Source organism: Streptomyces sp. NPDC088733 (genome assembly GCF_044751185.1).
In the GTDB taxonomy this organism is placed as follows: domain Bacteria; phylum Actinomycetota; class Actinomycetes; order Streptomycetales; family Streptomycetaceae; genus Actinacidiphila.
Genome location: NZ_JBIVLH010000008.1, coordinates 238,951 through 262,063, shown reverse-complemented (window position 1 = coordinate 262,063; position 23,113 = coordinate 238,951). Strand labels below are relative to the sequence as shown.

Annotated in this window: 23 protein-coding genes; 12 read left to right on the top strand and 11 right to left on the bottom strand. The window is 72.8% G+C overall.

Annotation, left to right across the window (positions count from 1 at the left end):
• Nucleotides 1–86: 86 nt before the first annotated feature.
• From ACIP64_RS17575 to ACIP64_RS17565, 3 genes are read left to right on the top strand one after another with little or no spacing between them, the layout of a single operon-like run.
• The gene (locus tag ACIP64_RS17575; protein WP_401587113.1) at nt 87–704 is read left to right on the top strand and encodes a cysteine hydrolase family protein; all 618 of its coding nucleotides are present in this window, start codon (nt 87–89) and stop codon (nt 702–704) included.
• 49 nt (nt 705–753) lie between these two features.
• Nucleotides 754–1,434 carry a flavodoxin family protein gene (locus tag ACIP64_RS17570; RefSeq protein WP_401587110.1) on the top strand — a complete coding sequence of 227 codons (681 nt, stop codon included), beginning with the start codon at nt 754–756 and terminating at the stop codon, nt 1,432–1,434.
• A 44-nt stretch (nt 1,435–1,478) separates the two neighbouring features.
• On the top strand, nt 1,479–1,733 hold the full coding sequence (locus ACIP64_RS17565) for a YciI family protein (protein ID WP_401587108.1): 255 nt from the start codon (nt 1,479–1,481) through the stop codon (nt 1,731–1,733).
• A gap of 93 nt (nt 1,734–1,826) precedes the next feature.
• Here ACIP64_RS17565 and ACIP64_RS17560 read toward each other — a convergent pair whose 3' ends face one another.
• Nucleotides 1,827–2,696 (bottom strand): alpha/beta fold hydrolase, encoded by an 870-nt coding sequence (locus ACIP64_RS17560; RefSeq protein ID WP_401587105.1) that lies wholly within the window; start codon nt 2,694–2,696, stop codon nt 1,827–1,829.
• Between the two features lie 26 nt (nt 2,697–2,722).
• Nucleotides 2,723–3,115, bottom strand: a complete 393-nt coding sequence (locus ACIP64_RS17555) for a hypothetical protein (RefSeq protein ID WP_401587103.1) — start codon at nt 3,113–3,115, stop codon at nt 2,723–2,725.
• A gap of 345 nt (nt 3,116–3,460) precedes the next feature.
• Here ACIP64_RS17555 and ACIP64_RS17550 point away from each other — a divergent pair, with 345 nt between their 5' ends.
• The 3 genes from ACIP64_RS17550 to ACIP64_RS17540 all read left to right on the top strand — a co-directional run bounded on the left by ACIP64_RS17550 (nt 3,461) and on the right by ACIP64_RS17540 (nt 5,513).
• Nucleotides 3,461–4,666, top strand: a complete 1,206-nt coding sequence (locus ACIP64_RS17550; RefSeq protein WP_401587100.1) for a PucR family transcriptional regulator — start codon at nt 3,461–3,463, stop codon at nt 4,664–4,666.
• 108 nt (nt 4,667–4,774) lie between these two features.
• On the top strand, nt 4,775–5,017 hold the full coding sequence (locus ACIP64_RS17545) for a DUF2180 family protein (RefSeq protein ID WP_360903275.1): 243 nt from the start codon (nt 4,775–4,777) through the stop codon (nt 5,015–5,017).
• Between the two features lie 52 nt (nt 5,018–5,069).
• Nucleotides 5,070–5,513, top strand: coding sequence for a Fur family transcriptional regulator (locus ACIP64_RS17540; RefSeq protein ID WP_401587335.1), 444 nt, complete (start codon nt 5,070–5,072; stop codon nt 5,511–5,513).
• Nucleotides 5,514–5,525: 12 nt separating this feature from the next.
• Here the strand turns inward: ACIP64_RS17540 and ACIP64_RS17535 are convergent, their stop codons facing one another.
• On the bottom strand, nt 5,526–6,440 hold the full coding sequence (locus ACIP64_RS17535) for an AraC family transcriptional regulator (RefSeq protein ID WP_401587098.1): 915 nt from the start codon (nt 6,438–6,440) through the stop codon (nt 5,526–5,528).
• Between the two features lie 71 nt (nt 6,441–6,511).
• Here ACIP64_RS17535 and ACIP64_RS17530 point away from each other — a divergent pair, with 71 nt between their 5' ends.
• Nucleotides 6,512–7,882 carry an FAD-dependent oxidoreductase gene (locus ACIP64_RS17530; protein WP_401587095.1) on the top strand — a complete coding sequence of 457 codons (1,371 nt, stop codon included), beginning with the start codon at nt 6,512–6,514 and terminating at the stop codon, nt 7,880–7,882.
• Between the two features lie 154 nt (nt 7,883–8,036).
• Nucleotides 8,037–10,175: a SpoIIE family protein phosphatase gene (locus ACIP64_RS17525; RefSeq protein WP_401587093.1), complete on the top strand. Its 2,139-nt coding sequence runs from the start codon at nt 8,037–8,039 to the stop codon at nt 10,173–10,175.
• A gap of 266 nt (nt 10,176–10,441) precedes the next feature.
• On the opposite strand, the gene ACIP64_RS17520 is transcribed toward ACIP64_RS17525, so the two are convergent.
• The 3 genes from ACIP64_RS17520 to ACIP64_RS17510 form a co-directional block, all read right to left on the bottom strand.
• Nucleotides 10,442–11,443 (bottom strand): alpha/beta fold hydrolase, encoded by a 1,002-nt coding sequence (locus ACIP64_RS17520; RefSeq protein WP_401587090.1) that lies wholly within the window; start codon nt 11,441–11,443, stop codon nt 10,442–10,444.
• Between the two features lie 100 nt (nt 11,444–11,543).
• Nucleotides 11,544–11,858, bottom strand: coding sequence for a hypothetical protein (locus tag ACIP64_RS17515; RefSeq protein WP_401587088.1), 315 nt, complete (start codon nt 11,856–11,858; stop codon nt 11,544–11,546).
• A 131-nt stretch (nt 11,859–11,989) separates the two neighbouring features.
• Nucleotides 11,990–12,826, bottom strand: coding sequence for a polysaccharide deacetylase family protein (locus ACIP64_RS17510; RefSeq protein WP_401587085.1), 837 nt, complete (start codon nt 12,824–12,826; stop codon nt 11,990–11,992).
• Nucleotides 12,827–12,945: 119 nt separating this feature from the next.
• Between ACIP64_RS17510 and ACIP64_RS17505 the strand changes: the two genes are divergently transcribed.
• The 3 genes from ACIP64_RS17505 to ACIP64_RS17495 are packed head-to-tail and all read left to right on the top strand — an operon-like array spanning nt 12,946 to nt 16,492.
• A complete protein-coding gene (locus ACIP64_RS17505) occupies nt 12,946–13,470 on the top strand; it encodes a PadR family transcriptional regulator (RefSeq protein WP_401587082.1) in 525 nt (174 codons plus the stop codon).
• Entirely contained in the window at nt 13,467–14,153 is a 687-nt protein-coding gene (locus tag ACIP64_RS17500) for an ABC transporter ATP-binding protein (protein ID WP_401587080.1), read from the top strand. The genes ACIP64_RS17505 and ACIP64_RS17500 overlap by 4 nt, the downstream gene beginning before the upstream one ends.
• Nucleotides 14,150–16,492: an FtsX-like permease family protein gene (locus tag ACIP64_RS17495; RefSeq protein ID WP_401587078.1), complete on the top strand. Its 2,343-nt coding sequence runs from the start codon at nt 14,150–14,152 to the stop codon at nt 16,490–16,492. Before ACIP64_RS17500 ends, ACIP64_RS17495 begins: the two co-directional genes overlap by 4 nt.
• Nucleotides 16,493–16,534: 42 nt before the next feature.
• On the opposite strand, the gene ACIP64_RS17490 is transcribed toward ACIP64_RS17495, so the two are convergent.
• Nucleotides 16,535–17,563, bottom strand: coding sequence for an alpha/beta fold hydrolase (locus ACIP64_RS17490; protein WP_401587075.1), 1,029 nt, complete (start codon nt 17,561–17,563; stop codon nt 16,535–16,537).
• A gap of 263 nt (nt 17,564–17,826) precedes the next feature.
• On the opposite strand from ACIP64_RS17490, the gene ACIP64_RS17485 reads away from it, so the two are divergent.
• Nucleotides 17,827–18,510 carry a histone-like nucleoid-structuring protein Lsr2 gene (locus ACIP64_RS17485; protein WP_401587073.1) on the top strand — a complete coding sequence of 228 codons (684 nt, stop codon included), beginning with the start codon at nt 17,827–17,829 and terminating at the stop codon, nt 18,508–18,510.
• Here ACIP64_RS17485 and ACIP64_RS17480 read toward each other — a convergent pair.
• The 4 genes from ACIP64_RS17480 to ACIP64_RS17465 form a co-directional block, all read right to left on the bottom strand.
• Entirely contained in the window at nt 18,489–18,770 is a 282-nt protein-coding gene (locus ACIP64_RS17480) for a hypothetical protein (RefSeq protein WP_401587071.1), read from the bottom strand. The genes ACIP64_RS17485 and ACIP64_RS17480 overlap by 22 nt on opposite strands.
• 43 nt (nt 18,771–18,813) lie before the next feature.
• Complete coding sequence (locus ACIP64_RS17475; RefSeq protein WP_401587069.1) at nt 18,814–19,824, bottom strand: LacI family DNA-binding transcriptional regulator; 1,011 nt, start codon at nt 19,822–19,824, stop codon at nt 18,814–18,816.
• A 65-nt stretch (nt 19,825–19,889) separates the two neighbouring features.
• Nucleotides 19,890–22,169, bottom strand: a complete 2,280-nt coding sequence (gene yicI / locus ACIP64_RS17470; RefSeq protein WP_401587066.1) for an alpha-xylosidase — start codon at nt 22,167–22,169, stop codon at nt 19,890–19,892.
• 173 nt (nt 22,170–22,342) lie between these two features.
• Nucleotides 22,343–23,107: a carbohydrate ABC transporter permease gene (locus ACIP64_RS17465; protein ID WP_360904035.1), complete on the bottom strand. Its 765-nt coding sequence runs from the start codon at nt 23,105–23,107 to the stop codon at nt 22,343–22,345.
• Between the last annotated feature and the right edge of the window lie 6 nt (nt 23,108–23,113).

Genomic DNA, 23,113 nt, shown 5'->3' with positions numbered 1-23,113 from the left:
CACACCCTGTCCCGGCGGACGACGACGTCCCGGCGACGGCGCCGCAGGCGCCGCGCAGCCGCTCCCCCCTTGAGAGGACTCCCCCCGTGCACACCCCCGCCTATCCCCCGGACCGGACGGCCCTGGTCGTCATCGACCTCCTCAACGACTTCCTCGCGGAGGACGGCAAGCTCAGCGGCCAGATCGGCCCCATGCTGGACGCGCTGGACCTGCGGCCCCGGCTGGCCCGACTGCTCTCCGGCGCCCGCGCCGCGGGAGTCACCGTCTTCCACGCCCCGCACGGTCTGCACGACGGCGTCTTCGCGGACATCGAGCACGTCCTGCCGCGCTTCCAATTCGCCGTGGACCACCAGGTGTTCTGGGAGGGCGGTCCCGGCGCCGACTTCCACCCGCCGCTGCGGCCGCGGGACGGGGACGTCGTCGTCGGCCGCCACCGCATGTTCGACGCGTTCACCGGGACCGGCCTCGACGAGCAGCTGAGGGCCCACGGCACCGAGAAGGTCGTCCTCGCCGGGCTCACGTCCCAGACCTGCGTGGAGGGCACGGGCCGGCACGCCCTGGAGGCCGGCTACCACGTCACCTTCCTGACCGACGCGGTCGCCGACTTCACCGAGGAGGCCCATCGGGCCGCACTCGAGATCTCGTATCCCGCCTTCGGGCACGAGGCGATCACCGTGGACGAGTTCCTCGCCGCGACCGCCTGATCCCCGGGCCCCACGGCCGCGCCCGCACCACCGATCCGAAAGCACCACCATGGCAATCCTGACCGTCGTCCACCACTCCCCCCACGGCCACACCCGCGCACTCGGCGAGCACATCGCCCGCGGCGCGCGGACCGTCCCCGGCATCGAGACGCACCTCGCCGAGATCACCGGCGAGCAGGTCACCGCCGGCCGCTGGGCCGACGCCCCCACGATGGAACTGCTCAAGGCCTCCGACACGATCGTCTTCGGCGCGCCCACCTACATGGGCAGCCTGTCCGCCGTGTTCAAGTCGTTCCTCGAAGCCGCCTTCCACCCCTTCCTCGGCCAGGAGTGGAAGGACAAGCTCGCCGGCGGCTTCACGCACTCCGCCGCCCAGAACGGCGACAAACTGTTCTCGCTCCAGCAACTCGCGGTGTTCGCCGCCCAGATGAACATGCAGTGGGTCTCGGTCGGCGACACCGCCGGTGACAACTGGACCGGCGGCACCCGCTACGACGTGAACCGCCTCGGCTCCTGGCTCGGCGTAATGGGCCAGACCAACGCCGACGAGGGCCCCGACGCGGTGAGTTCGCACGGCGACCGGGTCACCGCCGAGCGCTACGGGGAGCGCCTGGCCGAACTCACCGCCCGCTGGGTGCACGGCACGCCGTACGCACCCCGGCGCCACACGCCGGAGGACTTCCGCGCGCTCTCCGCCCGCAGCGCGGCCGAGGCCAGGGCCCGCGCCTGACGCGCCCCAACTGCCGCACCACCCACGAGAGGTACGTACCACCCATGATTCTGCACGTCACCGCCACGATGGACGAGTCGGCCGACCCGGCACCGTTCCGCGAGGAGGAGCACCGCGTCCTTGAGGAACTGCGCGCCGAGGGCACCGTGCTCGCGGCCTTCCGCCGCCACGACCGCCGCGGCGCCTTCCTCGTCGCCGAGGCCGCCGACCCCGCCGACGCCCGCGCCCGGCTCGGCCGTCTCCCCTTCGTCGCCCACGGCATCCTGACCCTGGAGTACGCCGAGGTCAGCCCGCTCTGACCAGCGCCGGCCCGGGCGCGGCACGGGAGGGGCGGGACCGCCGCAATTCGGCCCCGCCCCGCCCGTCCGCCGCCCGGGGGCCGGCCCGGACGGTCAGTGGAAGGCGCCGGTGCGCTCCTCTACGCGGCGCAGCGCCTGCTTGAGGTACCCGGCGAAGCGCGGGTAGTTCTCGCTCATCGGGAAGTGCCCGATCTCCTTCATCTCGATGAACTCCGCCCCGCGGATCTGCCGCGCGGTGCGCGCGCCGTCCTCGGGCGTGGTGAGGTAGTCGTACTCGCCGGTCATCATGATCACCGGACAGCGCTCGCCGTCGATCTCCCCCAGCCGGCCGCGCAGGTCGTGGTCGACGGAGTAGAAGTACAGGTCGCCCTTGAACGCCTCCGAGCCCTGGCTGTAGTAGAACCAGGTGGCCCACCGGTCCTTGTCCGGTGACTGAGGGGCCATCAGGTCCCATACGCCGCTGGCGCACACCTGGGCGGCGTTGGCGTGCGGGTGCTGCCACCAGTCGAGGTAGAAACCCGGTGAGTGGTCGGCGCCCTCCACCGGGATGACGGCCTTGAAGCGGTCGGGGTGGCGCAGGGCGAGTTGCAGTGCCACGTTGCCGCCGAAGGAGGACCCCATGAAGATCGGGTCGTCCAGGCCGAGGGCGTCGCAGAAGGCGGTGACGAAGGCGACGTAGTGGTCGGCGGAGAGCTTGTACTCCTCCTTCCACCACTCCTTGTTCAGCGGCGGGTCGGTCTTGCCGTGACGCGCGAGGTCGTAGGCGATGACGCGGTGGTCCGCGGTGATCTCCTCGTCCTCCAGCAGGCCCATCCACTGGTGGTTGTGGCAGCCGGCGGTGTGCTGGCACACCAGCGGCTGGCCCTGGCCGCTCTCCAGGTAGAACACCTTGTACTGGACGTCCTCCACGTCGATCGTGACGTAGTGGCCGGTCACCGGGGAGATACGGGACGGAGTGCTCATCGGGGGTCCTCTCGGCAGGCGGCGGGTCAGCCCAGTGGCCCGGTGACGCGGAGCAGTTCGAGCTGCCGGGTCAGGCAGCGCAGGTTCTGCATCAGGACCAGCAGATCGCCCTCCAGGCGCATGTCCCGCTGGAAGGTCGCCGCCCAGATGCCGTGGTACATGGGCTTCGGCACCGGTGTGCAGAACTCCGCCCACGTCCCGGCGCTCGCCCTGATGGCGAAGTCGTACCCCGCCAGGGGCTCCGGGTCGGTGACCAGTTCCTCGACCCGGCCGCGGTGCATGCGCACCAGGAAGCGGTGCCGCTCCATGTCGATCAGGTAGGTGCACGAGAAGTACGCGCCGTGGGCCTGTACCTCGGCGTCCCCGTCGCTCAGCCGGCGGAACTCCGCCACCGGGCCGCTGTCCGTCACTGTCGTCATCAGTCCGCTCCTCGGTCGCACCCCGTCGCTTCCGCCGGTCGAGGCCACCCCCGCACGGGCCCACCCGGGGGGCCGCATCCGGACGGGCCCGCGATCGGGGGTGTGCCGCGGCGTGGGCCGGCCGCCCCGGATGAGCTGCGCCGGTCCGTCCGCGTCGCCTCCGTGGGAAGAGGAAGTGCCGTCCAGCTTTCTCCGTCGCCGGGCCACGGGGCTCACCGAAAGCGAGAATTCCGCCGCCGGAGCCCTGTGGAATACGCAAAGGCACAGGCCACAGCACATGAACACAGCCGCGGGCGGGGCTTATGGTGGGTAAGCGCCTGTTCGCGGAAAGAGCGGTGAGCCGCCATGACGACTGCATCCCTGCCCGCGCGCCCGGTACGGGAGGACTGGCGGGCCCTCGCCGATCTGTGCGCGTCGGTACGGGCCGAGGTGCCCCGTCTGGCCGGGGGCATCGTCGACGCCATCCGGGAGGAGATCCCGGACTACCACGTCGTGCCGCGTGACGAGCAGGAGGCGGCCGTCGGCGAGCAGTTCACGGGGCTGCTCACGGGCCTGATCACCCGGCGCGGGCCCTCCCCCGAGGAGAGCGGGCACGCCCGTGCCCTGGGCCGCGACCGCGCCCGCGAGGGGCTGCCGCTGCACGCTCTGATCGGCGCCTTCCACGTGGGCTACCGGGAGATCTGGAACGTCCTGCTCACTCGCGCCGACGCGCGCGGCGGGGACCTGAGCCGGCAGCTGGTGCGTCTGGTCGGCACCGTGTGGACCTGGGTCGAGCAGGCCACGGGCGCCGCCGCCGAGGCCTACAACGAGACGATCCGCGCCCAGGAGGCGGCCCAACTCGGCCTGACGTACCGCTTCTTCGAGGCCCTGTACACCTCGTCCCCCATCGAGGTGGACGTGGCCCGGCTCGCGCACTCCCTGGGCTTCGACCCGGCCGGGACCTTCCAGGCGGTGTGCGCACCGTCCGCGGCGTGGGCGGACGAGCAACTCGCCGACCTGCGCGGGCGCGTCGGGCGCCGGACGGGCAACATGCGGTGCGCCAACCGGGGCGCGACCATGGTCGCGGTCGTGCAGTCCATGCCCGTCGACGTCCTGATCGAGGCGATGCGCCGCCACGACCCGGAGCTGCGGATCGGCACCGGACTGGTGCGCTCGGGACTGGCCGGGGCGGCCGCCAGCATCGTCGACGCGCAGGAGGCGCTCGCGCTCGCGACCGCCGACGGCGAGGCCGTGGCCTTCGGCACCGCCTGGCTCGCGGCGACGCTGCTCCCGCAGGCCGGCCGGCTCATGCCGCTGCTCGATGCCGCCGCGGAGCCCGCCGCGTCCCACCCGGACCTCGCCCTGACGGTGCGGGGCTTCGCCGACAACGGCTTCTCGCTCACCGCGACGGGCCGGGCGCTGCACCTGCACCCCAACACGGTGCGGTACCGCCTGGAGCGCTGGCGGGAGCTCACCGGCTGGGACGTGCACACCTGGCCCGGCCTGTCGGCGAGCCTGCTCGGACTCGGCCTGGTGGAGGCCGGGGCCTTCGGGCGAGCCGACCACGGATGACCGTCCTAGATTTGACTCAGTCCATTCTGCGCCGTACGTTCGCCATATCGCCACAAAAGCACCCACCCGCACGTGGCCCCGCCGCCCCGATACCCCCACGGAGCCGATGTGAAGTGTTACGACTGCCTCCAGGAAGCACGCACGGACGCCGACGGAATCGGCATCTGCTCCCGCTGCAACCTGTTCGTCTGCGCGGACCACGCACAGGTGGTCCGGCAGCTCCTCCACCAGCCGAACGGCCTGGGGCGCTCCACGAGCCGCCTTCCGGCGCGCCGGCTCGTCTGCACCACCTGCCGCGCGGCCGAGACGTCCGCCACCAGCGGTGACTTCGCCGGAACGCGCCAGAAGTGACGTCCCCCGCACCGTCACGCCCGGCAATACGCCGAGAGGCGTGACAGCCGCCATGGAGCAGCCGGCCGGCGAACTGCTCAGGGGCAAGGGGCTGCGCAGTACCGCGCAGCGCCGGGCTGTCCTGACGGCGCTGCAGGGTCACCCCCACTCCACGGCCGCGGAACTGGAGGCCCGCACGGGGCTCGCCCGCTCCGGCGCGGGCGGCGGCCTGTCGCGGCAGGGTCTCTACAACGTGCTGGACGACCTGACGCGGGCGCGGCTGATCCGCTGCATCGAGCCCGCCGGTTCGCCCGCGCGGTACGAACTGCGCGTGGGCGACAACCACCACCACCTGGTGTGCCGCGGCTGCGGGCTGATCGAGGACGTCGACTGCGGCGTCGGCGCCGCTCCCTGCCTGGACCCGGTGGACGACAAGGGCTTTGTCATCGACGAGGCCGAGATCGTCTGGTGGGGCCTGTGCGCGTCGTGCCACCACGCTGCCGCCACGACATCCTGACACCCACGGGCCTCAGGGCTCCCGTTCTCGGGCCGACCTGCGCAGCTTGGCGGGGGTGATGCCGGTCGACGTCCGGAACGCCCGGCCGAAGGCCGACTCGGAGGCGTATCCGACGGCTTCGGCCACCGCCCCGACCGGGCGGTCGGTGCCGGTGAGCAGGTCGGCCGCGAGCAGCATGCGCAGCCGTGTGACGAACTCCCCGGCGTTCATGCCCGTTTCGCGGGCGAAGTGCCGGATGAAGGTGGCCCGGGACATCGCGTTGAGGGCCGCGAGCCGCTCGATGCCCCAGTCGCCCGCCGGGTCGCCGAGCACCGCCTCGGTCACGCTCCGTACGACGTCCTGGGCCGAGGCCAGCCACACCGCCGCTCCCAGGCCGGGGGTCCCGCGCAGCGCCATCGTCAGCAGCACGTCGCACAGCGCGTCGAGGATGGCCTCGGTGCCCTGTCCCGCGGCGGCGGCCTCGCCTCTCATGAACGCGCTCAGCGGCCCCAGCGGCCCGTCCGGGACGGTGCCCAGCGGCACATGGACCACCTCCGGCAGCATGCCCATCAGGATCTGCCCGGGGCCGGGCCCCCAGGTGTAGTGGCCGCAGAACAGGTCCACGGTCCCGCTCCCCGCCGCGGGGTCGTTGCCCAGCAGTTCGTACGGGCCCGTGTCCCGGCGCTCGACGTCGGTGGCGTCCCGGGCGCCGCGCACGCGCATGCGGTGCGCCGTCCCGCGCGGGAGCAGCACCATGTCGCCGGCGCGCAGATCGAGTTTCCGGTCCGGCAGTTCGAGGGTGCACTCCCCGCTCAGCAGCAGGTGGAACGGCGATCTGCCGGTCCCCTCCGCGGGGTTGTCCAGTGTGTACCGGCCCGCGATCAGGCAGCGTACGTCGACGCCGCCGCGCAACCGGGCCAGCCTGATGAGGCGGCTGAGAGCGTCCATGAGACTTTCTCGACAGGAAATGCGACTTCTTCAGCTTGGCATCTCGCCACGGACGCGGCAAGGTCGGAGTCATGGACACCATGCACGTCGATCTCCTGGTCATCGGATTCGGTAAGGGCGGCAAGACGCTCGCCGCACGGCTGGGCCGCCTCGGGCGGCGCGTCGCCGTCGTCGAGCAGTCGTCGCAGATGTACGGCGGCACCTGCATCAACGTCGGCTGCGTACCGACGAAGTCGCTCATCTTCCACGCGGAGCGGCGCCGTCCCGGCGACCGGCCCGAGGACACCTTCCGCGAGGCCGTGGCCGGTACGGACTCGCTGACCACGATGCTCAGGGCGGCGAACTTCGAGAACCTCGACACCCTCGACACGGTCACGGTGATCACCGGCCGCGCGCGCTTCCTCGACGCGCAGTCGGTGGAGGTGACCGGGGGCACCGACCGCATGGTCGTCACCGCCGGGACGATCGTGGTGAACACCGGCGCCGAACCGGTCTTCCCCGACGTCCCGGGCCTGCGCGACAGCGCGTACACCCGGACCAGCACCGACCTGATCCGCGGCACGGACCTCCCCTCCCGCCTGGTCGTGCTCGGCGCCGGGTACCTGGGGCTGGAGTTCGCGGGCATGTACCAGGGGTTCGGCTCCGAGGTGACCGTGCTCGAGGCGGGTCCGCGGGTCATGCCCCGCGAGGACGGCGACGTGGCGGACGCGGTCGTGCGGATCCTGGAGGACGAGGGCGTCACCTTCGTCACCGGCGCCCAGGTCACCGGGGTGACCGACGAAGACGGCCACGCCACGGTCCACTACCGCGTCGGCGGCGAGGAGCGCACCGCCGCCGGGGACGGTGTGCTCGTCGCCACCGGGCGCAGGCCCGCCACCGCCGGACTCGGCCTGGAGGCGGCGGGGGTCCGCACCACCGCGTCCGGCGCCATCGAGGTCGACGAGCACCTGCGCAGCAGCCAACCGCACATCTACGCCGTAGGGGACGTCAACGGCGGCCCGCAGTTCACCTACATCTCGCTGGACGACAGCCGGATCGTGGCCGACCACATCCTCGGCTCCGGCGAGCGCACCACGGCCGACCGCGTCGCCGTGCCGTACACCGTGTTCACGACCCCCGCGCTGTCCCGGGTGGGCCTCAGCGAACGCCAGGCACGCGACCGCGGCCACGAGGTGCGCATCGCCGCGAAGCCCGTGGCGAAGATCGCCTCGATGCCCCGGGCGAAGATCGTCGGGGAGACCCGCGGGCTGATGAAGTTCGTGATCGACGCGGCCACCGACCAGGTGCTGGGCGCCGCACTGCTCAGCGTCGACTCGCAGGAGCTGATCAACACCGTCGCGCTGGCCATCCGCCACGGTGTCACCGCCGGTGAACTGCGCGACGCCGTCTACACCCACCCCAGCTCCACCGAGGCCTTCAACGAAGTGCTCGCCTCGTCCTGACCGGCCCCGCCCCGCGCCCGGCCGCCGGGGCGCGGCCCCGGATGCCCGCGGGCGGGTGCCGGGGATATCGTCCCGGTATGGGAGACCCCCGGCCGCGCCGGACCGGCGCTCCCCGGCGGCGGGCGGCCGCGGCGCCGTCGCCAGGGGCAGGTGGATGATGGCCGGGCACGAGGCGGAACCGGGCGACGCGGCGCAAGCGGCGGCCGAGCTGGACCGGGCACTCACCGAGGTGGTACGGGCGACGGGGTCGCACGCGGCAGCCGTGTTCCTGCTGGTCCGCGAGGAGCAGGCGCTGCGCATGGAGGTGGTGACCGGTCTGTCTTCCGGCGTGGTCAGACCGTGGACCCGGCTGGCACTGGCCGCACCCGTGCCGGTGGCCACGGCCGTCCGCGAGGGGCGCCCGGTGTGGGTGCGCGGCCACGCCGAACTCGCCCGTCGGTTCGCGCGCACGGCGTACGCCCTGCCGTACGAGCTCGCCATGATCGTCATGCCGCTGGCGACGGGCGACGAGAAGTGGGGCGCGCTGCAGATGCTCTGGCCCGGCAACCGGTCCGAGCGGCTCACCCCCCGTGAGGAGTCCGCGATCGGCGCCGCCGCCGACCGGATGAGCCGGGCACTGGCCCGCGCCGCCGCGAGCGGTGCCCCCCTGCGCCCGGCGCCCGCGCCCCGGGTGCTGCCCCCCGAACCGCCCGCCCGCCGCCCGCCCGCCGAGGCCCAGGCCGCCGCCGAACTCACCGAGCGACTGGGGGTGGGGGTGTTCTCGCTCGACCTGGAGGGGCACATCACCTTCCTCAACAACCGTGCGGCGGAACTACTGGGCCGGGCCAGAAAGGACCTCCTGCACACCCGGCCCTGGGAGGCCCTGCCCTGGCTCGACGACCCGGCGTTCGAGGACCCCTATCTCGGGGCGCTGTTCAGCCGGCTGCCCTCGCGGTTCACCGCCCTGCGTCCACCGGACCACTGGCTGTCGTTCCTGCTGCGCCCGGACGCGACCGGCGTCAGCGTCCGGGTCAAGCCGGCCGGGGCACCGACGGCGGACCCCGGGCAGCCGGAACTCCCGTCGGCGGTGGCCCCCACGCGCGCCGGCACGCTCTACCACCTGCTGTACATCTCCGCCGGGCTCACCGAGGCGGTCGGCCTCGGCGACGTCACGGCGGCCGTCACCGACCAGATCGTGCCCGTGCTCGGGGCCTCGGGCTTCGGACTGCTGACCGCCGACGAGGGGCGCTTCGAGGTGCTGGCCACCCGGGGCTTCTCCGCCCGCAACACGGCGTACTTCGACCGCCTGTCGATGTCGGCGGCGACCGCGGGGGCGCGGGTGGTCGAGACGGGGGTGCCCGCCTTCTACCCCCACCCGGAGGAGCTGCGCCGCGCCCATCCCCAGGTGGCCCTCTACCGCGAGATGGAGAGCTGGGCCTTCCTGCCGCTGAACGCCTCGGGCCGGACGATCGGCTACTGCGTCCTCGGCTACGCGCAGCCCCGTACCTTCGGCCCCGACGACCGCGCCGCGCTCACCTCGCTCGCGGGCATGATCGCCCAGGCGGTGGAGCGGGCCCGGCTGTACGACGCCAAGAACCGGCTCGCGCACGTGCTGCAGAACGCGCTGCTGCCGCGGTCCCTGCCGGACGTCCCGGGACTGCGCGTGGCGGCGCGCTATCTGCCGGCGACCCGCGGCATGGACATCGGCGGGGACTTCTACGACCTGATCCGGCTCGACGGCTCCGCGGCGGACGCGGTGATCGGCGACGTCCAGGGGCACAGCGTCGGTGCCGCGGCGCTCATGGGCCAGGTCCGCACCGCCGTGCACACCCACGCCAGCACCGGAGCGCCGCCCGGCGAGGTCCTGGCGCGTATCAACCGGCTGTTCGAGGACCTGGAGACCGATCTGTTCACCAGCTGCCTGTACGCGCGGCTCGACCTCCCGCGGCAGCGGGTCACCCTGGCCAGCGCGGGCCACCTGCCCGCGATCGTGCGCCACCCGGGCGGCGGCGCGGACATCGTGGCGGCGCCCGCGGGGATCCTCCTGGGCATCGAGGCCGACGCCGCGTACCCGACCACCGAGATCCCGCTGCCGCCGGGGGCGGTGCTCCTGCTGTACACCGACGGTCTCGTCGAGCGCCCCGGTACGGACCTCGGCACCGCCGTGCACGATCTCGCGCACCGACTGGCCGACTCTCCGGCCGACTCCCTCGACGTACTCGCGGACAGCCTGGTCCGCGAGGCCCAGAACACTGGCCAGGGCCGCGACGACATCGCCCTCCTGCTGGTCGGCCCCGAGAACCGCAGCCAGTGAGCCCGCCCCCGAGGAGGCGGGCCGACCTCGGGGCACGCCGTACGGGCCGGGACGACATCGCCCTCCTGCTGGTCGGCCCTGCCGTCAGCGCGAACGGCGCCGCGGGCGGCGGCCGACGAGGCGGGCCGGAACCGGTGGCGGCCCGGCAGGCACGGACCTCGGCACCGCCGTGCACCACCTCGCGCACCGACCCTCCGGCCGACCCCCTCGACGTAACTCGCGGGACAACCCGGCCCCCGGAACCCCGGCGGGCAAGCCCGCCCCGGTCAGCGCGAACGGCGGCGCAGGCGGCGGCCGATGAGGACGGCACCCGCGCCGGCGACGAGGGACACGCCGGCGACGCCGCCGAGGCCGGTGAGCTCACGGCGGGGTGCGGCGGACCCGGTGGCCGCCAGGGAGGGGCCGGCGGAACCCGACCCGGAGGCGGTGGCGGTCGCGGCCTGCTGGATCAGGTCGGCGACGGCCTCGGGGTGGGCGATCAGGGAGACGTGGCAGGAGTTGATCTCCACCGTGTGCGAGTGGGCGCGGCGGGCCTGGAAGCGTTCCTGCTCGGGGTTGATGGTCATGTCCTGGCGGCCGACCATCGCCCACGAAGGGATGGTCTTCCAGGCCGCGACCTGGGCCGTCTCGGAGAACGCGGTGGTGGCCGCGGGCCGCTGGGTGATGCCCAGCAGCTCGGCCTGGCTCTCGGGCAGGCAGGCGGCGAAGACCGGGTACACCTTGTCGCGCTTGAGGTAGAGGTCGGTGCCGCTCTGCCCGTGGCCCTCCTGGTAGGGGACGGACCTGGTCGCGGTGGCGAGGGCGCTGGGGAACCGGGCGGCCAGCGACGCGCCGCTCTCGCCCACGTCGGGCATCAGGGCGTTGATGTACACCAGCGCCTTCACCTGGGAGTGGCCGGCCGCGGCCGAACTGATCACGGCGCCGCCGTAGGAGTGACCGGCCAGGACGACGGGGCCCTTGATGCTGTCGAGCACCGACGAGATGTAGGTCGCGTCGTTGTGCAGGCCGCGCAGCGGGTTGGCGGGCGCCATGACGGTGTAGCCGCGCTGTTCGAGCCGTTCCACGACGCCGTTCCAGCTGGAGCCGTCGGCGAACGCCCCGTGGACGAGGACGACGGTGGGCTTGCCGCTGCTCGTGCCGCCTCCGCCGTGCCCGTCGGCGGCGGCGGGGGCCGCGGCTGCCGCGCACAGGACGGTTGCGCACGCCGCGGCGGTGAGGTGTGAGCGCCGGGCGCGCCGTCGCGAGTCGAGGACCGGAGATGCCGTCATGCCGTTCTCGCTTCCCTGGAGGCCTGTGCCACACCAGCGTTCAGGCAGCGGCGGGGCCGGGCCCGGCCCCGCGGTCCATCCGGGTGAAAACGGCGGGGCATCAGGGTGAGAGCGGCGCGCCGGGAGGCCCGGGGAAGGGGCGGCTGAGCTCCATGTGCCCGAGCAGGTCCCGCCGCAGGCGCCGTACCTCGGTCCAGGAGGCGTCGAGCAGCGCGTCGCGCCACCGCTCGAACTCGCCGGGCCGGGATGCCCGCAGCCGGGCGCACCGCACCGCCTGGAGGACGGTGGCGTCGCCGGTGACCAGGAAGTAGACGCGGACCAGCGGGTCGTGGGGGCGTCGCAGCCGGAGCCCGATCAGCCACAGCGCGCCGTGCTCGCCGGACCGCCTGTGCGACGCGGTCTCACTGCCGGCCATCCACCTCACTCCCCGACGGCGGATCACACCCGAAAAGGTCCACGGTGCCTCCGCACGATCCGGAGCGGGCGTCCGCATCCGGCCGAGGTCCCCTCGGATCCGGTCACGGGCCCCGGCGGCGACGGCGGGGGTCAGGGCCGGTAGACGGCGCCCGGGACGGGGACGGCCGGGGCGAGCAGCTGCGGGACGGTGACGAAGGTGAACCCGCGGCGCTCGAGCTCGTCGATGATGCCGGGCACGGCGGGCACCGTCCCCCGGTACCCGGGGGAGCCCGCCGCGGGGACGAGGTCGTGGAGCAGGATGATGCCGTCGCGTCCCGCCTGGTCCAGGACGCGCTGGGTGATCAGGGCGGAGTCGTTGGTCGCGAAGTCCTTGGCGGTGACGCTCCACAGGACCTCGGAGAGCCCCATCTCGCGGGCGATCCCCTGGACGGTGTCGTTGGTGCGGCCCTGCGGCGGGCGCACCAGGGTGGGGCGGCGGCCGGTGAGCCGCTCGATGGCGTCGGCGGGCCGGCGGAGCTCCTCGCGTATGCCGTCGGGGCCGAGGTCCGTGAGGATCTTGTGGTCCCATGTGTGGCTGGCCACCTCGTGGCCCTCGGCGGCCATCCGCTCGACCGTCTCCGGGTAGCGCTCGATGTGCTTCTTCCCCAGGAGGAAGAAGGTGGCGTGCACCTTCTTCTCCTTCAGGATGTCGAGCAGCCGCCCGCTGTCGGGGCTCGGCCCGGCGTCGAAGGTCAGGGCGATGCACTTGGCCTTGCGGCAGTCGACGCTCCCGAACTTCCCGGCGCCGTGGCTTCCCGCCGCGTCGCGCGCCTCGCTCGGGGAGGTGGTGTCCACCCGTGTGCAGCCGGTCAACGTCAACGTGAGGGCGACGGCGGCGGCGGACAGGGCGGTCGCGGTGCGGCGCGCCGTCGCCGCGGCGGACTGCGGACGCGAGGACGACCGTCCGCGGAGGCTGGAGAAGTGCATGCCGGGGAATATACACACCCCGTATACACGGAATTCATAGTGGGGTGGCGGGACGGTTCCCGCGGGCCGGGACCACCCTGTCTACACGAGGTGTATACCTCGTATGTACAGTGACGGCCATGTCCATCGGTCACGCCCTCCTGGGCCTCCTCGAATCCGGCCCGCGCCACGGTTACGACCTCAAGCGCGCGTTCGACGAACGCTTCGGCCACGACCGCCCGTTGCACTACGGGCAGGTGTACTCGACGATGTCACGGCTGCTCAGGAACGGCCTGGTCGAAGTGGACGCCATAGAGCCCGGCGAGGGCCCCGAGCGCAAGCGGTACGCCATCACCGACGCCGGGGTCACCGACGTCCAGCGCTGGCTGGGGACTCCCGAGAAGCCCGAGCCCTACCTGCAGTCGACGCTCTACACCAAGGTCGTCCTCGCACTGCTCACCCGACGCGACGCCGCGGGCGTGCTCGACGTGCAGCGCTCCGAGCACCTGCGGCTCATGCGGACGCTCACCGAACGCAAGCGCACCGGGGACCTCGCCGACCAGCTCATCTGCGACCACGCCCTGTTCCACCTGGAGGCCGACCTGCGCTGGCTGGAACTGACCGCCGCCCGCCTGGACCGGCTCGCCCAGGAGGTCCGCGCGTGACGGCCCCTCAACCCCTGCTCACCGCAACGGACCTGCACAAGAGCTACGGCAGCACGCCGGCCCTCGCCGGGACGGACTTCGCCCTGCGCCCCGGCGAGGTCGTCGCGGTGCTCGGCCCGTCGGGCTCCGGCAAGTCCACGCTGCTGCACTGCCTCGCCGGCATCGTGCCGCCGGACTCCGGCACGATCACGTACGACGGGCGGGAGGTATCCGCGATGAACGACACCGCGCGCAGCGCGCTGCGCCGGGCCGACTTCGGCTTCGTCTTCCAGTTCGGGCAGTTGGTGCCCGAACTGACCTGCGCCGAGAACGTGGCACTGCCCCTCCGGCTGGGCGGCACCCCGCGCAAGGAGGCGGCGCGCACGGCCATGGAATGGCTGCGCCGGCTGGAGGTCGACGACGTGGCCGGACGGCGGCCCGGCGCGATATCCGGCGGACAGGGACAACGCGTGGCGGTCGCCCGCGCGTTGGTCACCACCCCGCGCGTGCTGTTCGCCGACGAGCCGACCGGCGCCCTGGACTCCCTCAACGGCGAACGCGTGATGGAGGCGCTCACCGGGGCCGCCCGCGACACGGGCGCCGCGGTCGTGCTGGTCACCCATGAGGCGCGGGTCGCCGCCTGGTCCGACCGCGAGGTCGTCGTGCGCGACGGCCGGGCCCGCGCCGCGGAGCGTGCCGCATGACCGGCACGGGCCGTGTGCGGGGCCTGATCCGCGACCTGGCGATGGGGATGCGGTTCTCCGTGACCGGCGGACGCGAGGGCTGGGCCCGCACCGTGCTCACCGCCGTCGGGGTGGGCCTCGGGGTGACCCTGCTGCTGCTCACCACCGCCGTGCCCAACGCGCTGGCCCACCGCCACGACCGCGAACGCGCCCGCAACGACATGACGTCCCGTTCGCTCGCCCGTGACCCGGCCGCCGACACGATGCTGATCGCCGTCACCGACACCAGCTGGCGCGGCGAGGACATCCGGGGCCGGCTCGTCCAGCCCGAGGGACCGCGCGCCCCCCTGCCGCCGGGTGTGGACCAACTGCCCGGCCGCGGCACGATGCTGCTCTCCCCCGCGCTGCACCGCCTCCTGGACTCGCCCGGCGGCGCCCTGCTGCGGGAGCGGCTGCCGTACCGCGTCAGCGGGACCATCGGCGAGGACGGGCTGACCGGGCCGGGCGAACTCGCCTACTACGCGGGCGTGTCGGGGCTGCGCCCCGGCGCCGCCCTCGGCCGGGTCGAGCGCATCCACGCCTTCGGTTCCCGCGACCCCGGTCTCGGCCCCGACCCGGTGCTGGTGCTCCTCGTGCTGATCGTCTCCGTGGTCCTGCTGGTCCCGGTCGGGGTGTTCATCGCGTCCGCCGTGCGCTTCGGCGGGGAGCGGCGCGACCGCCGGCTCGCCGCCCTGCGCCTGGTCGGCGCCGACACGCACACGACGCGGCGGGTCGCCGCGGGCGAGGCGCTGGCCGGGGCGACGGGCGGACTCGCCGTCGGCGGCGCGCTGTTCGCGCTCGGCCGCTCGGTGGCCGACCGGTTCACGGTCTTCGGCGTCGATGTCTTCTCCGGCGACCTCGATCCCGTACCCGCCCTCGCCGGCCTGGTGGTGGTCGCCGTTCCCGTGGCCGCGGTCGTGGTGACGCTGTCGGCCCTGCGCGGCGTCGTGGTGGAACCCCTGGGTGTCGTCCGCACCGCGAGGCCGCCGCGGCGCCGGCTGTGGTGGCGGCTGCTGATGCCACTGGGCGGTCTCGGCCTGCTCGCCCCCATGATGGGTCAGGGCCGGAACAACGGGGACTTCAACCAGGCCATGGTCATCGGCGGCACCGTGCTGCTGCTGGTCGGAGTCACAGCCCTGCTCCCCTGGATCGTGGAGGCCGTCGTCCCCCGCCTGGGCGCGGGCTCGCCGTCCTGGCAACTCGCGGTGCGCAGACTCCAGTTGAGCAGCGGCACCGCGGCACGCACGGTCAACGGCATCGCGGTGGCGGTCGCGGGCGCCATCGCGTTGCAGATGCTGTTCGCGGGCGTCCAGGCCGACTACACCCGGCACACCGGCAACGACCTGACGCGCGCCCAGATGGCGGTCGCCCTGCCCGCCGCCGTTCCCGTGGCCGACGCGACACGCACCCTGGAGTCCACCCGGGGCGTACGGGGTGCGACCGGGCTCTCCGAGGGCGTACTCGGCGAACGGGCCAACGCCGCGCAGCGCTACGTCGAACTCACCGTCGGCGGCTGCGCCGCGCTCCGCGAGGTCGCCACGCTGCCCTCCTGCCGGGACGGGGACACCTTCGTGATCGGGAACCGGGAGTACGACCGGGACACGGCCGCTCTCGCCCGCCCCGGCAGAACCGTGTACGTGGACCCCGGCTACGGCGAGGACGCCGCCGCACTGCGCGTCCCCTGGCGGCTGCCGCGCACCCTGAAGGCGGCGTCGCTGCGCAGCGACCCCTCGGGATACGAGCGCGGCGGCGTGCTCGTCACGCCCGGCGCCTTTCCCGCCGCGGCCGGAGCGGCGCTCACCGGCAAGGTGTACGTCTCCCTCGACCCGGCCGTGCCCGACGCCCGGGACCTGCTGCGCAATGCCGCCGCCCGGATCGACCCCCTGGCGTTCCCGGCGGCCTTCGCCGCCACCGAGCAGAACCGGCGCTTCTCCACCATCCGCACCGGCCTGCTGGTCGGCGCCACGTGCGTGCTGCTGCTGATCGGGGCCAGTCTGCTCGTCTCCCAGCTGGAGCAACTGCGCGAGCGCCGCAGGCTGCTGTCGACGCTCATCGCCTTCGGCACCCGGCGCAGCACACTGAGTCTGTCCGTCCTGTGGCAGACGGCCCTGCCCGTCGCCCTCGGCCTCGCGCTGGCCACAGCGGTGGGCATCGGCCTGGGCGCGGTCCTGCTCCGCATGGTCGACGCCGCGGTCGGCGTCGACTGGCCGGGCGTCGCCGCGATGGCCGGCATCGCGGCGGGCGTCGTCCTGCTGGTGACCGCGCTCAGCCTGCCGGCGCTGGTGCGGATGATGCGGCCGGACGGACTGCGCACCGAATAGCCCGGCGGCCGGGCCGCCCCCTCGCGGGCGGCCCGGCCGGGACTACTTCTGCAGGAAGGACTTCAGCAGGTTCGTCACGTCCTGGGGCTGCTCCTCGGTCACCCAGTGGCCCGAGCCCTTGACGACCCGGCCCTCGACGTCCACCGCGTAGGTGCGCCACTGGTCGGCGATCCTGCCGCCGAACGACGACTGGCCGCCCACCGCCAGGACCGGCATCCTCAGCTTGCCCTGGGCCAGGAACTTCTTGTTCTGCTCGACGTCCCCGCGCAGCTCGCGGTACATCTTCATCCAGGCCACCGTACGGCCCGGTTCCTTCAGGTAGTGGGCGTAGAAGTCGTAGTCGGACGGCGTGAACGCGGACTTGTTCTGCAGCAGCTCCCCGACGAAGCCCTCGACGAAGACACGCTCGTGACCGGCGATCAGGCGCTCGGCGAGGGGCAGCTGGAACAGACCGAAGTGCCACATGGACGGGACCTTCGGGTTGGCGTTCAGGGCCGGGAAGCTGTACATGCCGTCGTCCGGGACGGGCGCTTCCATCACGGCCATCCGGCGCACCTCCCGCGGCCACTGGGCCGCGTAGGCGTAGCTGACCCACAGACCGACGTCGTGCCCGACGACCTGCACGCCGTTGTTCAGCTTCAGCTGCTTCAGCAGCTCGTGCACGTCCCGGGCCATCTGCGCCTTCGCGTAACCGCCCTTGGTGACCTCGGAGTTGCCGGCGCCACGCAGGTCGACCGCGATCACCGTGTGGTCCTTGGACAGGGGGCCCATCTGGTCCCGCCACTCGGCCCACGACTGCGGGAACCCGTGGATCAGGACGACCGGTGAGCCCTTGCCGCCCCGCAGGTAGTGCATCCGGAAGCCGTTCACTTCCGCGTACTTGGACGTGAACCCGGCAGGCGGCCGCCCCTGCGGGAAGGACTGCGGCGACGGGGACTGCTCCGACGCCGTGCCCCGCCCGCGGCTGTCGCCCCTGGCTCCGGTGCCCGCGCTGAAGGAGACCAGCAGGACGACCGCCAGCGCTGCCACGAGCGCGACGAGCCTGCCGGCCCTGCCTGCGGAGGTGTCCATGATTCACCTGCCTGACGTGATACGTCTGCGGGAAGCCGATGGATCGGCGGGGGCCACCGCGAGGCGCCGCACACGGAGTGTGCCGGGCCGGCGTGCCCTGGTCTCCCCCACGGGCAGCGTGCACGCGCCCGCACGCCACGCAGTCCCTATCGCACCATCATGGGCACAGCACGCGGGACTGCGCCATCGGGAGGACGGCCCGACGGACCGTGTTCGGGCTGCCGAAGCCCTGGTCTGTCAGTGGGCCCGCGTACGGTCACACCATGGACGATCAACGGACGTCACCCCCGACGCAGGGGACGGCAGACGTACGCGAGGCGTGGGGCCGGGTGACGGCGTGGATGCGGCGGCACGATCCCGCGGGTTTTGCCGCCCTCGGCGGTCCCGGGAGCGAGGCGGCCATCAGCCGTGCCGAACGGCGCATGGGTCTGGAGCTGCCAAGGGACATGCGGCAGTGGCTTCTGGCGAACGACTTCGACACGTGCGACGCGGTCTTCCCCGACGGCCGTCTCCTGCTCGGCCTGAAGGACATCGAGTGGGTCTACCAGAGCCGGATGGGCATGGCGGACGCCTGTCCGTCCGAGGATCCCGACGACCAGTTGTGGCGCCGTGAGTGGGTGCCCATCGCCGCGGAGACGGACGGTCACTACGGGACGTTCCTCGACACGGTCGACGGAACCATCGGCACGTGGAGCGAAGCCGAATTTCCCCATGAGGACGAGTACGCCTCGTTGTCCGCCTTCTTCCACGAGGCGGCGGACCGCCTGGAAGGGGTCTCCTCGGGAGAGTGGAGAGGCCCTGGCGGGCTTGCCCGGGCCCGCGCGCTCGAACCCCGTCCACAGGACGTGCCGGTACGCCTCTGGGCCCACGCCAACGGCTACCTCGTCAATGAGCGTGGGCGTGTCCCCGCAGCCATCCGCGAGGCCTACGAGGCGTCACGGAGGTAGTCGCGCAGGGCGGCGCGCCTGGTCGGGATCTTCCACCGGCGCATGCCGTCCTCGACTCCGAGCGGCCAGGGAGAATCGCGCTTGCCCTGGTGCACGATGTGGTGGGCGAGCTGCTCGATCGGCGGGTACTGGCCCTCCCACACCCCGTCCCCCCGCATCGCCCGGAGGTGTCCGGGGACGTCCTCGGCCGTGCCGTAGGAGTGCCGCAACTGGGCCCAGGGCACGTCGTCCAGGCCGGCCAGAGGGTCGTTGTCCGTCACAACGGCAGATCCTGGCACACCAGGATTCCGGCCTGCGGCCGGACTACCCGGCCGGGGGCGGCGCCGTGGTGGCCCGGGGCGTGAGGCGGGCCGGGAGGACCGTGGTCTCCGGGGCCTCCTCGCCCGCGAGCTTGGCGATGAGCAGGTTCACGGCGCGCGTGCCGATCTCCGCTGTCGGGAGGGCGACGGACGTGATGGGCAGCGGGGTCTGCTCGGCGATCTCGTCGGGGCAGATCGCGGTGACGGAGATGTCCTCGGGCACCCGCAGTCCCATGGCGGTGAAGGCGTCGATGAGCGGCTGGGTGATCGGTTCGTTGTGGACCACGACGCCCGTCAACAACGGCTGCTCCCGCAGCAGTTGTTCGGCCATCGCCCGTGCGGCCGCCGGTGTCTCCGGGCACGGGTGCACGCTGGAGCGCAGGCCCAGCCGGTCGGCTGCGGCCGTGAAGCCGGCGGTGACCCGGCGGGCGAAGCCGGTGCCGCGGACGTAGACCTCGGGGGGCGAGCCGACCAGCGCCACCGTGCGGTGGCCCAGCGAGGCCAGGTGCTCCACGCAGGCCTCGCCGGCCCCGGTGAAGTCCAGGTCGACGCAGGTGAGTCCGGCCGGGTCGGACGGGAAGCCGATGAGCACCGACGGGCGGTCCATGGTCCGCAGCAGCGGGAGCCTGCGGTCCTCCAGTTCGACGTCCATGATGATGAACGCGTCGGCCATGGCGCTCTCGGCGACCCGGATGATCCCCTCCTCACCCTCGCTCTGGGTGAGGAGGAGGACATCGTGGTCGTGCTCGCGGGCGGCGGTGAGCACGGAGGTCGCGAACTGCATCACCACGGGCACGTGGATGCCCTTGCGCAGGGGCAGGACGAGACCCAGCACCCGTGACCTGCTGCTGGCCAGCGACCGGGCACCGGCGTGCGGCCGGTAGCCCAGTTCACGGATGCTGTTCTCGATGCGCTCGCGGGTCTCGGGCGAGATCGGCCGTTTGCCGCTCAGCGCGTAGCTGACCGTGCTCGGGGACACGTTCGCGTGCCGTGCGACATCGGTGATCTTGACCATGCGACTCCCTCGTCCCCTTGCCCTGCCTCCCCCGCCTCCCGCCGCTCACCGCCGCGAACCGCGGTTCAGGATCCCGGCAGCTCCAGCGTGAGCACCGTCGTGCCCGCGGCCGCGCGGGCGGCCGGCCCGCCCGCGACCTCGACGCCCCACGGGTGGCGGGCGTCGGAGGTCTCCGCCCGCAGGGTGGCGCCGTCGCGCACGATGGTGATCTCGGCGGCGGCCGGGCCGTCCTGGCCGGGGACCCGGACGGTGGTTCGGGAGCCGTCGGCGGGCTCGAAGACCCGGACGGTCACGTCGTCCGCCCACACGTAGTCGGGGCGGTCGTCGACCGCGCCGACGGCGATGGCGGAGCCGGGCCGGGCCAGCAGCGGCATGCTCAGGTAGTCGTGCGTCTCGCGCACCCACCTCGGTCCGGTGACCCGCTCGCCGGTGGTGAAGTGCGTCCAGGTGCCCTCGGGCACGTAGTACGACACCTCGCCGTCCTCCGAGAACACCGGCGCCACCAGCAGGTCGCCGCCGAGCATGTACTGGCGGTCCAGCGGCGCGCAGCCCGGGTCGTCGGGGAACTCCAGCACCATGGCCCGCATCACCGGGACGCCCTCGGTGTGCGCCTGGTGGGCGGCGCCGTAGAGGTAGGGCATCAGGCTCAGCTTGAGCTTGGTGAAGTGCCGCAGGACGTCGACCGCCTCCTCGTCGAACAACCACGGCACGCGGTAGGACGAGGAGCCGTGCAGCCGGCTGTGCGAGGAGAGCATGCCGAACGCGGTCCAGCGCTTGAACAGCCCGGCGTCGGGCAGGCCTTCGAAGCCGCCGATGTCGTGGCTCCAGTAGCCGAAGCCGGACAGGCCGAGCGACAGGCCGCCGCGCAGCGACTCGGCCATCGACTCGTACGTGGACTCGCAGTCGCCGCCCCAGTGCACCGGGAACTGCTGGCCGCCGGCCGTCGCCGAGCGGGCGAAGACCACGGCCTCGCCCTCGCCGCGGTGCTTGCGCAGCACGTCGAAGACGGTCTGGTTGTACAGCTGGGGGTAGTAGTTGTGCATGCGCTCGGGGTCGGAACCGTCGAAGTACGCGACGTCGGTGGGCACGCGCTCGCCGAAGTCGGTCTTGAAGCAGTCCACGCCCATCTCCAGGAGCCCTTCGAGCTTGGAGGCGTACCAGGCGCGGGCGTCGGGGTTGGTGAAGTCGACCAGGGCCATGCCGGGCTGCCACAGGTCCCACTGCCAGACACTGCCGTCGGGGCGCCTGAGCAGGTAGCCGGCGGCCCTGCCCTCCGCGAACAGCGGGGAGCGCTGCGCGATGTAGGGGTTGATCCACACACAGATGTGCAGGTCGCGCTCCTTGAGCCGGCGGAGCATCCCCTCGGGGTCGGGGAAGACCCGCGGGTCCCACTCGAAGTCGCACCAGTTGTACTCGCGCATCCAGAAGCAGTCGAAGTGGAAGGCCGACAGCGGCAGGTCGCGCTCGGCCATGCCCTCGACGAATCCGGTGACGGTCTGCTCGTCGTAGGAGGTGGTGAACGAGGTGGTCAGCCAGAGACCGAAGGACCAGGCGGGCGGCAGGGCCGGCCGGCCGGTGAGCGCGGTGTACTTGCGCAGGATCTCCTTCGGCGAGGGGCCGTGGATGACGTAGTACTGCAACTGCTGGCGCTCGGCGCTGAACTGGACGCGCGAGACCTGCTCCGAGGCGACCTCGAAGGAGACCTTGCCGGGGTCGTCGACGAAGACGCCGTACCCGGCGTCGGTCAGGTAGAAGGGGACGTTCTTGTAGCTCTGCTCGCTGCTGGTGCCGCCGTCTGCGTTCCAGATGTCCACGGTCTGGCCGTTCTTGACCAGCGGCCCGAAGCGCTCGCCGAGGCCGTACACGGAGGTGCCGACGCCCAGGCGCAGCTGCTCGCGGACGTGGTGGCCGCCGTCGGCGGTGCTCATCAGCGCCATCGCCTTGACGTCGCTGCTGGTGATCGTGCGGGCGTCGGCGTCGCGGAACTCCATCCGCCACTCGCCGTCGCGGGCGAAGCGCACGCTCAGCTCGCCGGAGGTGAGGACGGCCTCCTTGTCGTCGACGGTCACGACGGGCTCGTGCGGCTGCTCGTGCAGGGCGAAGTGCGGGCCGGCGTCGACACCGCCCTCGAAGTGGGTGATGCGCACGCCGATGACGCCGGGCATCGGCGCGGTGCAGTCGACGGTGACGACCGGGCCCTTGAGGGTGTCGCCGCGGTGCCGGATGTGCTGGGTGGGTGCGTAGATCCGCAGCGTGCCGTTTCCGGGGACGGCATCGAGGACCTCTGCCGGATACGCCGCCGTGACGCCTTCGCGCAGCAGCCAGTACCCGTCGGTGAACTTCATGGCGATGCCTTTCCCGGTGGATGCCCACCGGCGTTCTCGGTACGTGTGGGAAGCATGGGGGGCTCTGCCTCCGGCCCGGGGAGGCGGGGCGGGAGGCAGAGCGGCGGGGGGCCCGCGGGGCGGTCAGCCGCCCCGCGGGCGGGCGGTGGTGGCGGAACCGGCCGGCGGCCGGGTCACTTCACCGCGCCCACGGCGATGCCGCGGGTCAGGGTCCGCTGGAAGACCAGGAAGAAGACGATGGCGGGCAGTGCGCCGAGCAGGCCGGCCGCGTTGGTCATCGTCGCGTCCATCAGCCGCTGGCCCTGGAGGACGCCGAGCGCGACCGAGACGGTCTGGTTGTCGTTCGACGGCAGCATGACGAGGGGCAGCAGGAACTCGTTCCAGGTCCAGATGAAGAAGAACACCATCAGGACGCCGAGGGTGGGCCGGCTCATCGGGACCACCATCCGCCACAGGACCTGCCAGCTGTTCGCGCCGTCGATCCGGGCGGCCTCGATGACCTCCTTGGGGAAGGCCCCGAGCACCGAGGAGAGCAGATAGGTGCCGAACGCCGCCTGGATGACGCTGAACACGATGATCAGGCTGACCCGGGTGTCGTACAGCCCGACCTGCTTGGACAGGTAGTACAGCGGGTAGACCAGGGCCTCCTGCGGCAGCACGTTGGCCAGCACGAAGAAGCCGAGGATCCACGCGCGTCCCTTGATCCGGCCGATGCCGATCGCGTACGCGTTGAGCACCGAGAGGATCACGCCGAACACCGCCACCAGGCCGGAGATCAGCACCGAGTTCAGCAGCATCTGCCCGAAGTCGACCCGCGTCCAGAAGTCGGAGATGGCGTCGAAGTGCAGGCCGTGGGGCAAGGCGAGCGGGCCGTGCGCGGAGTAGTCGGCGGGCGACTTCAGCGCGTTGTTGAGCACGATCAGGAGCGGCAGCACCATGAAGAT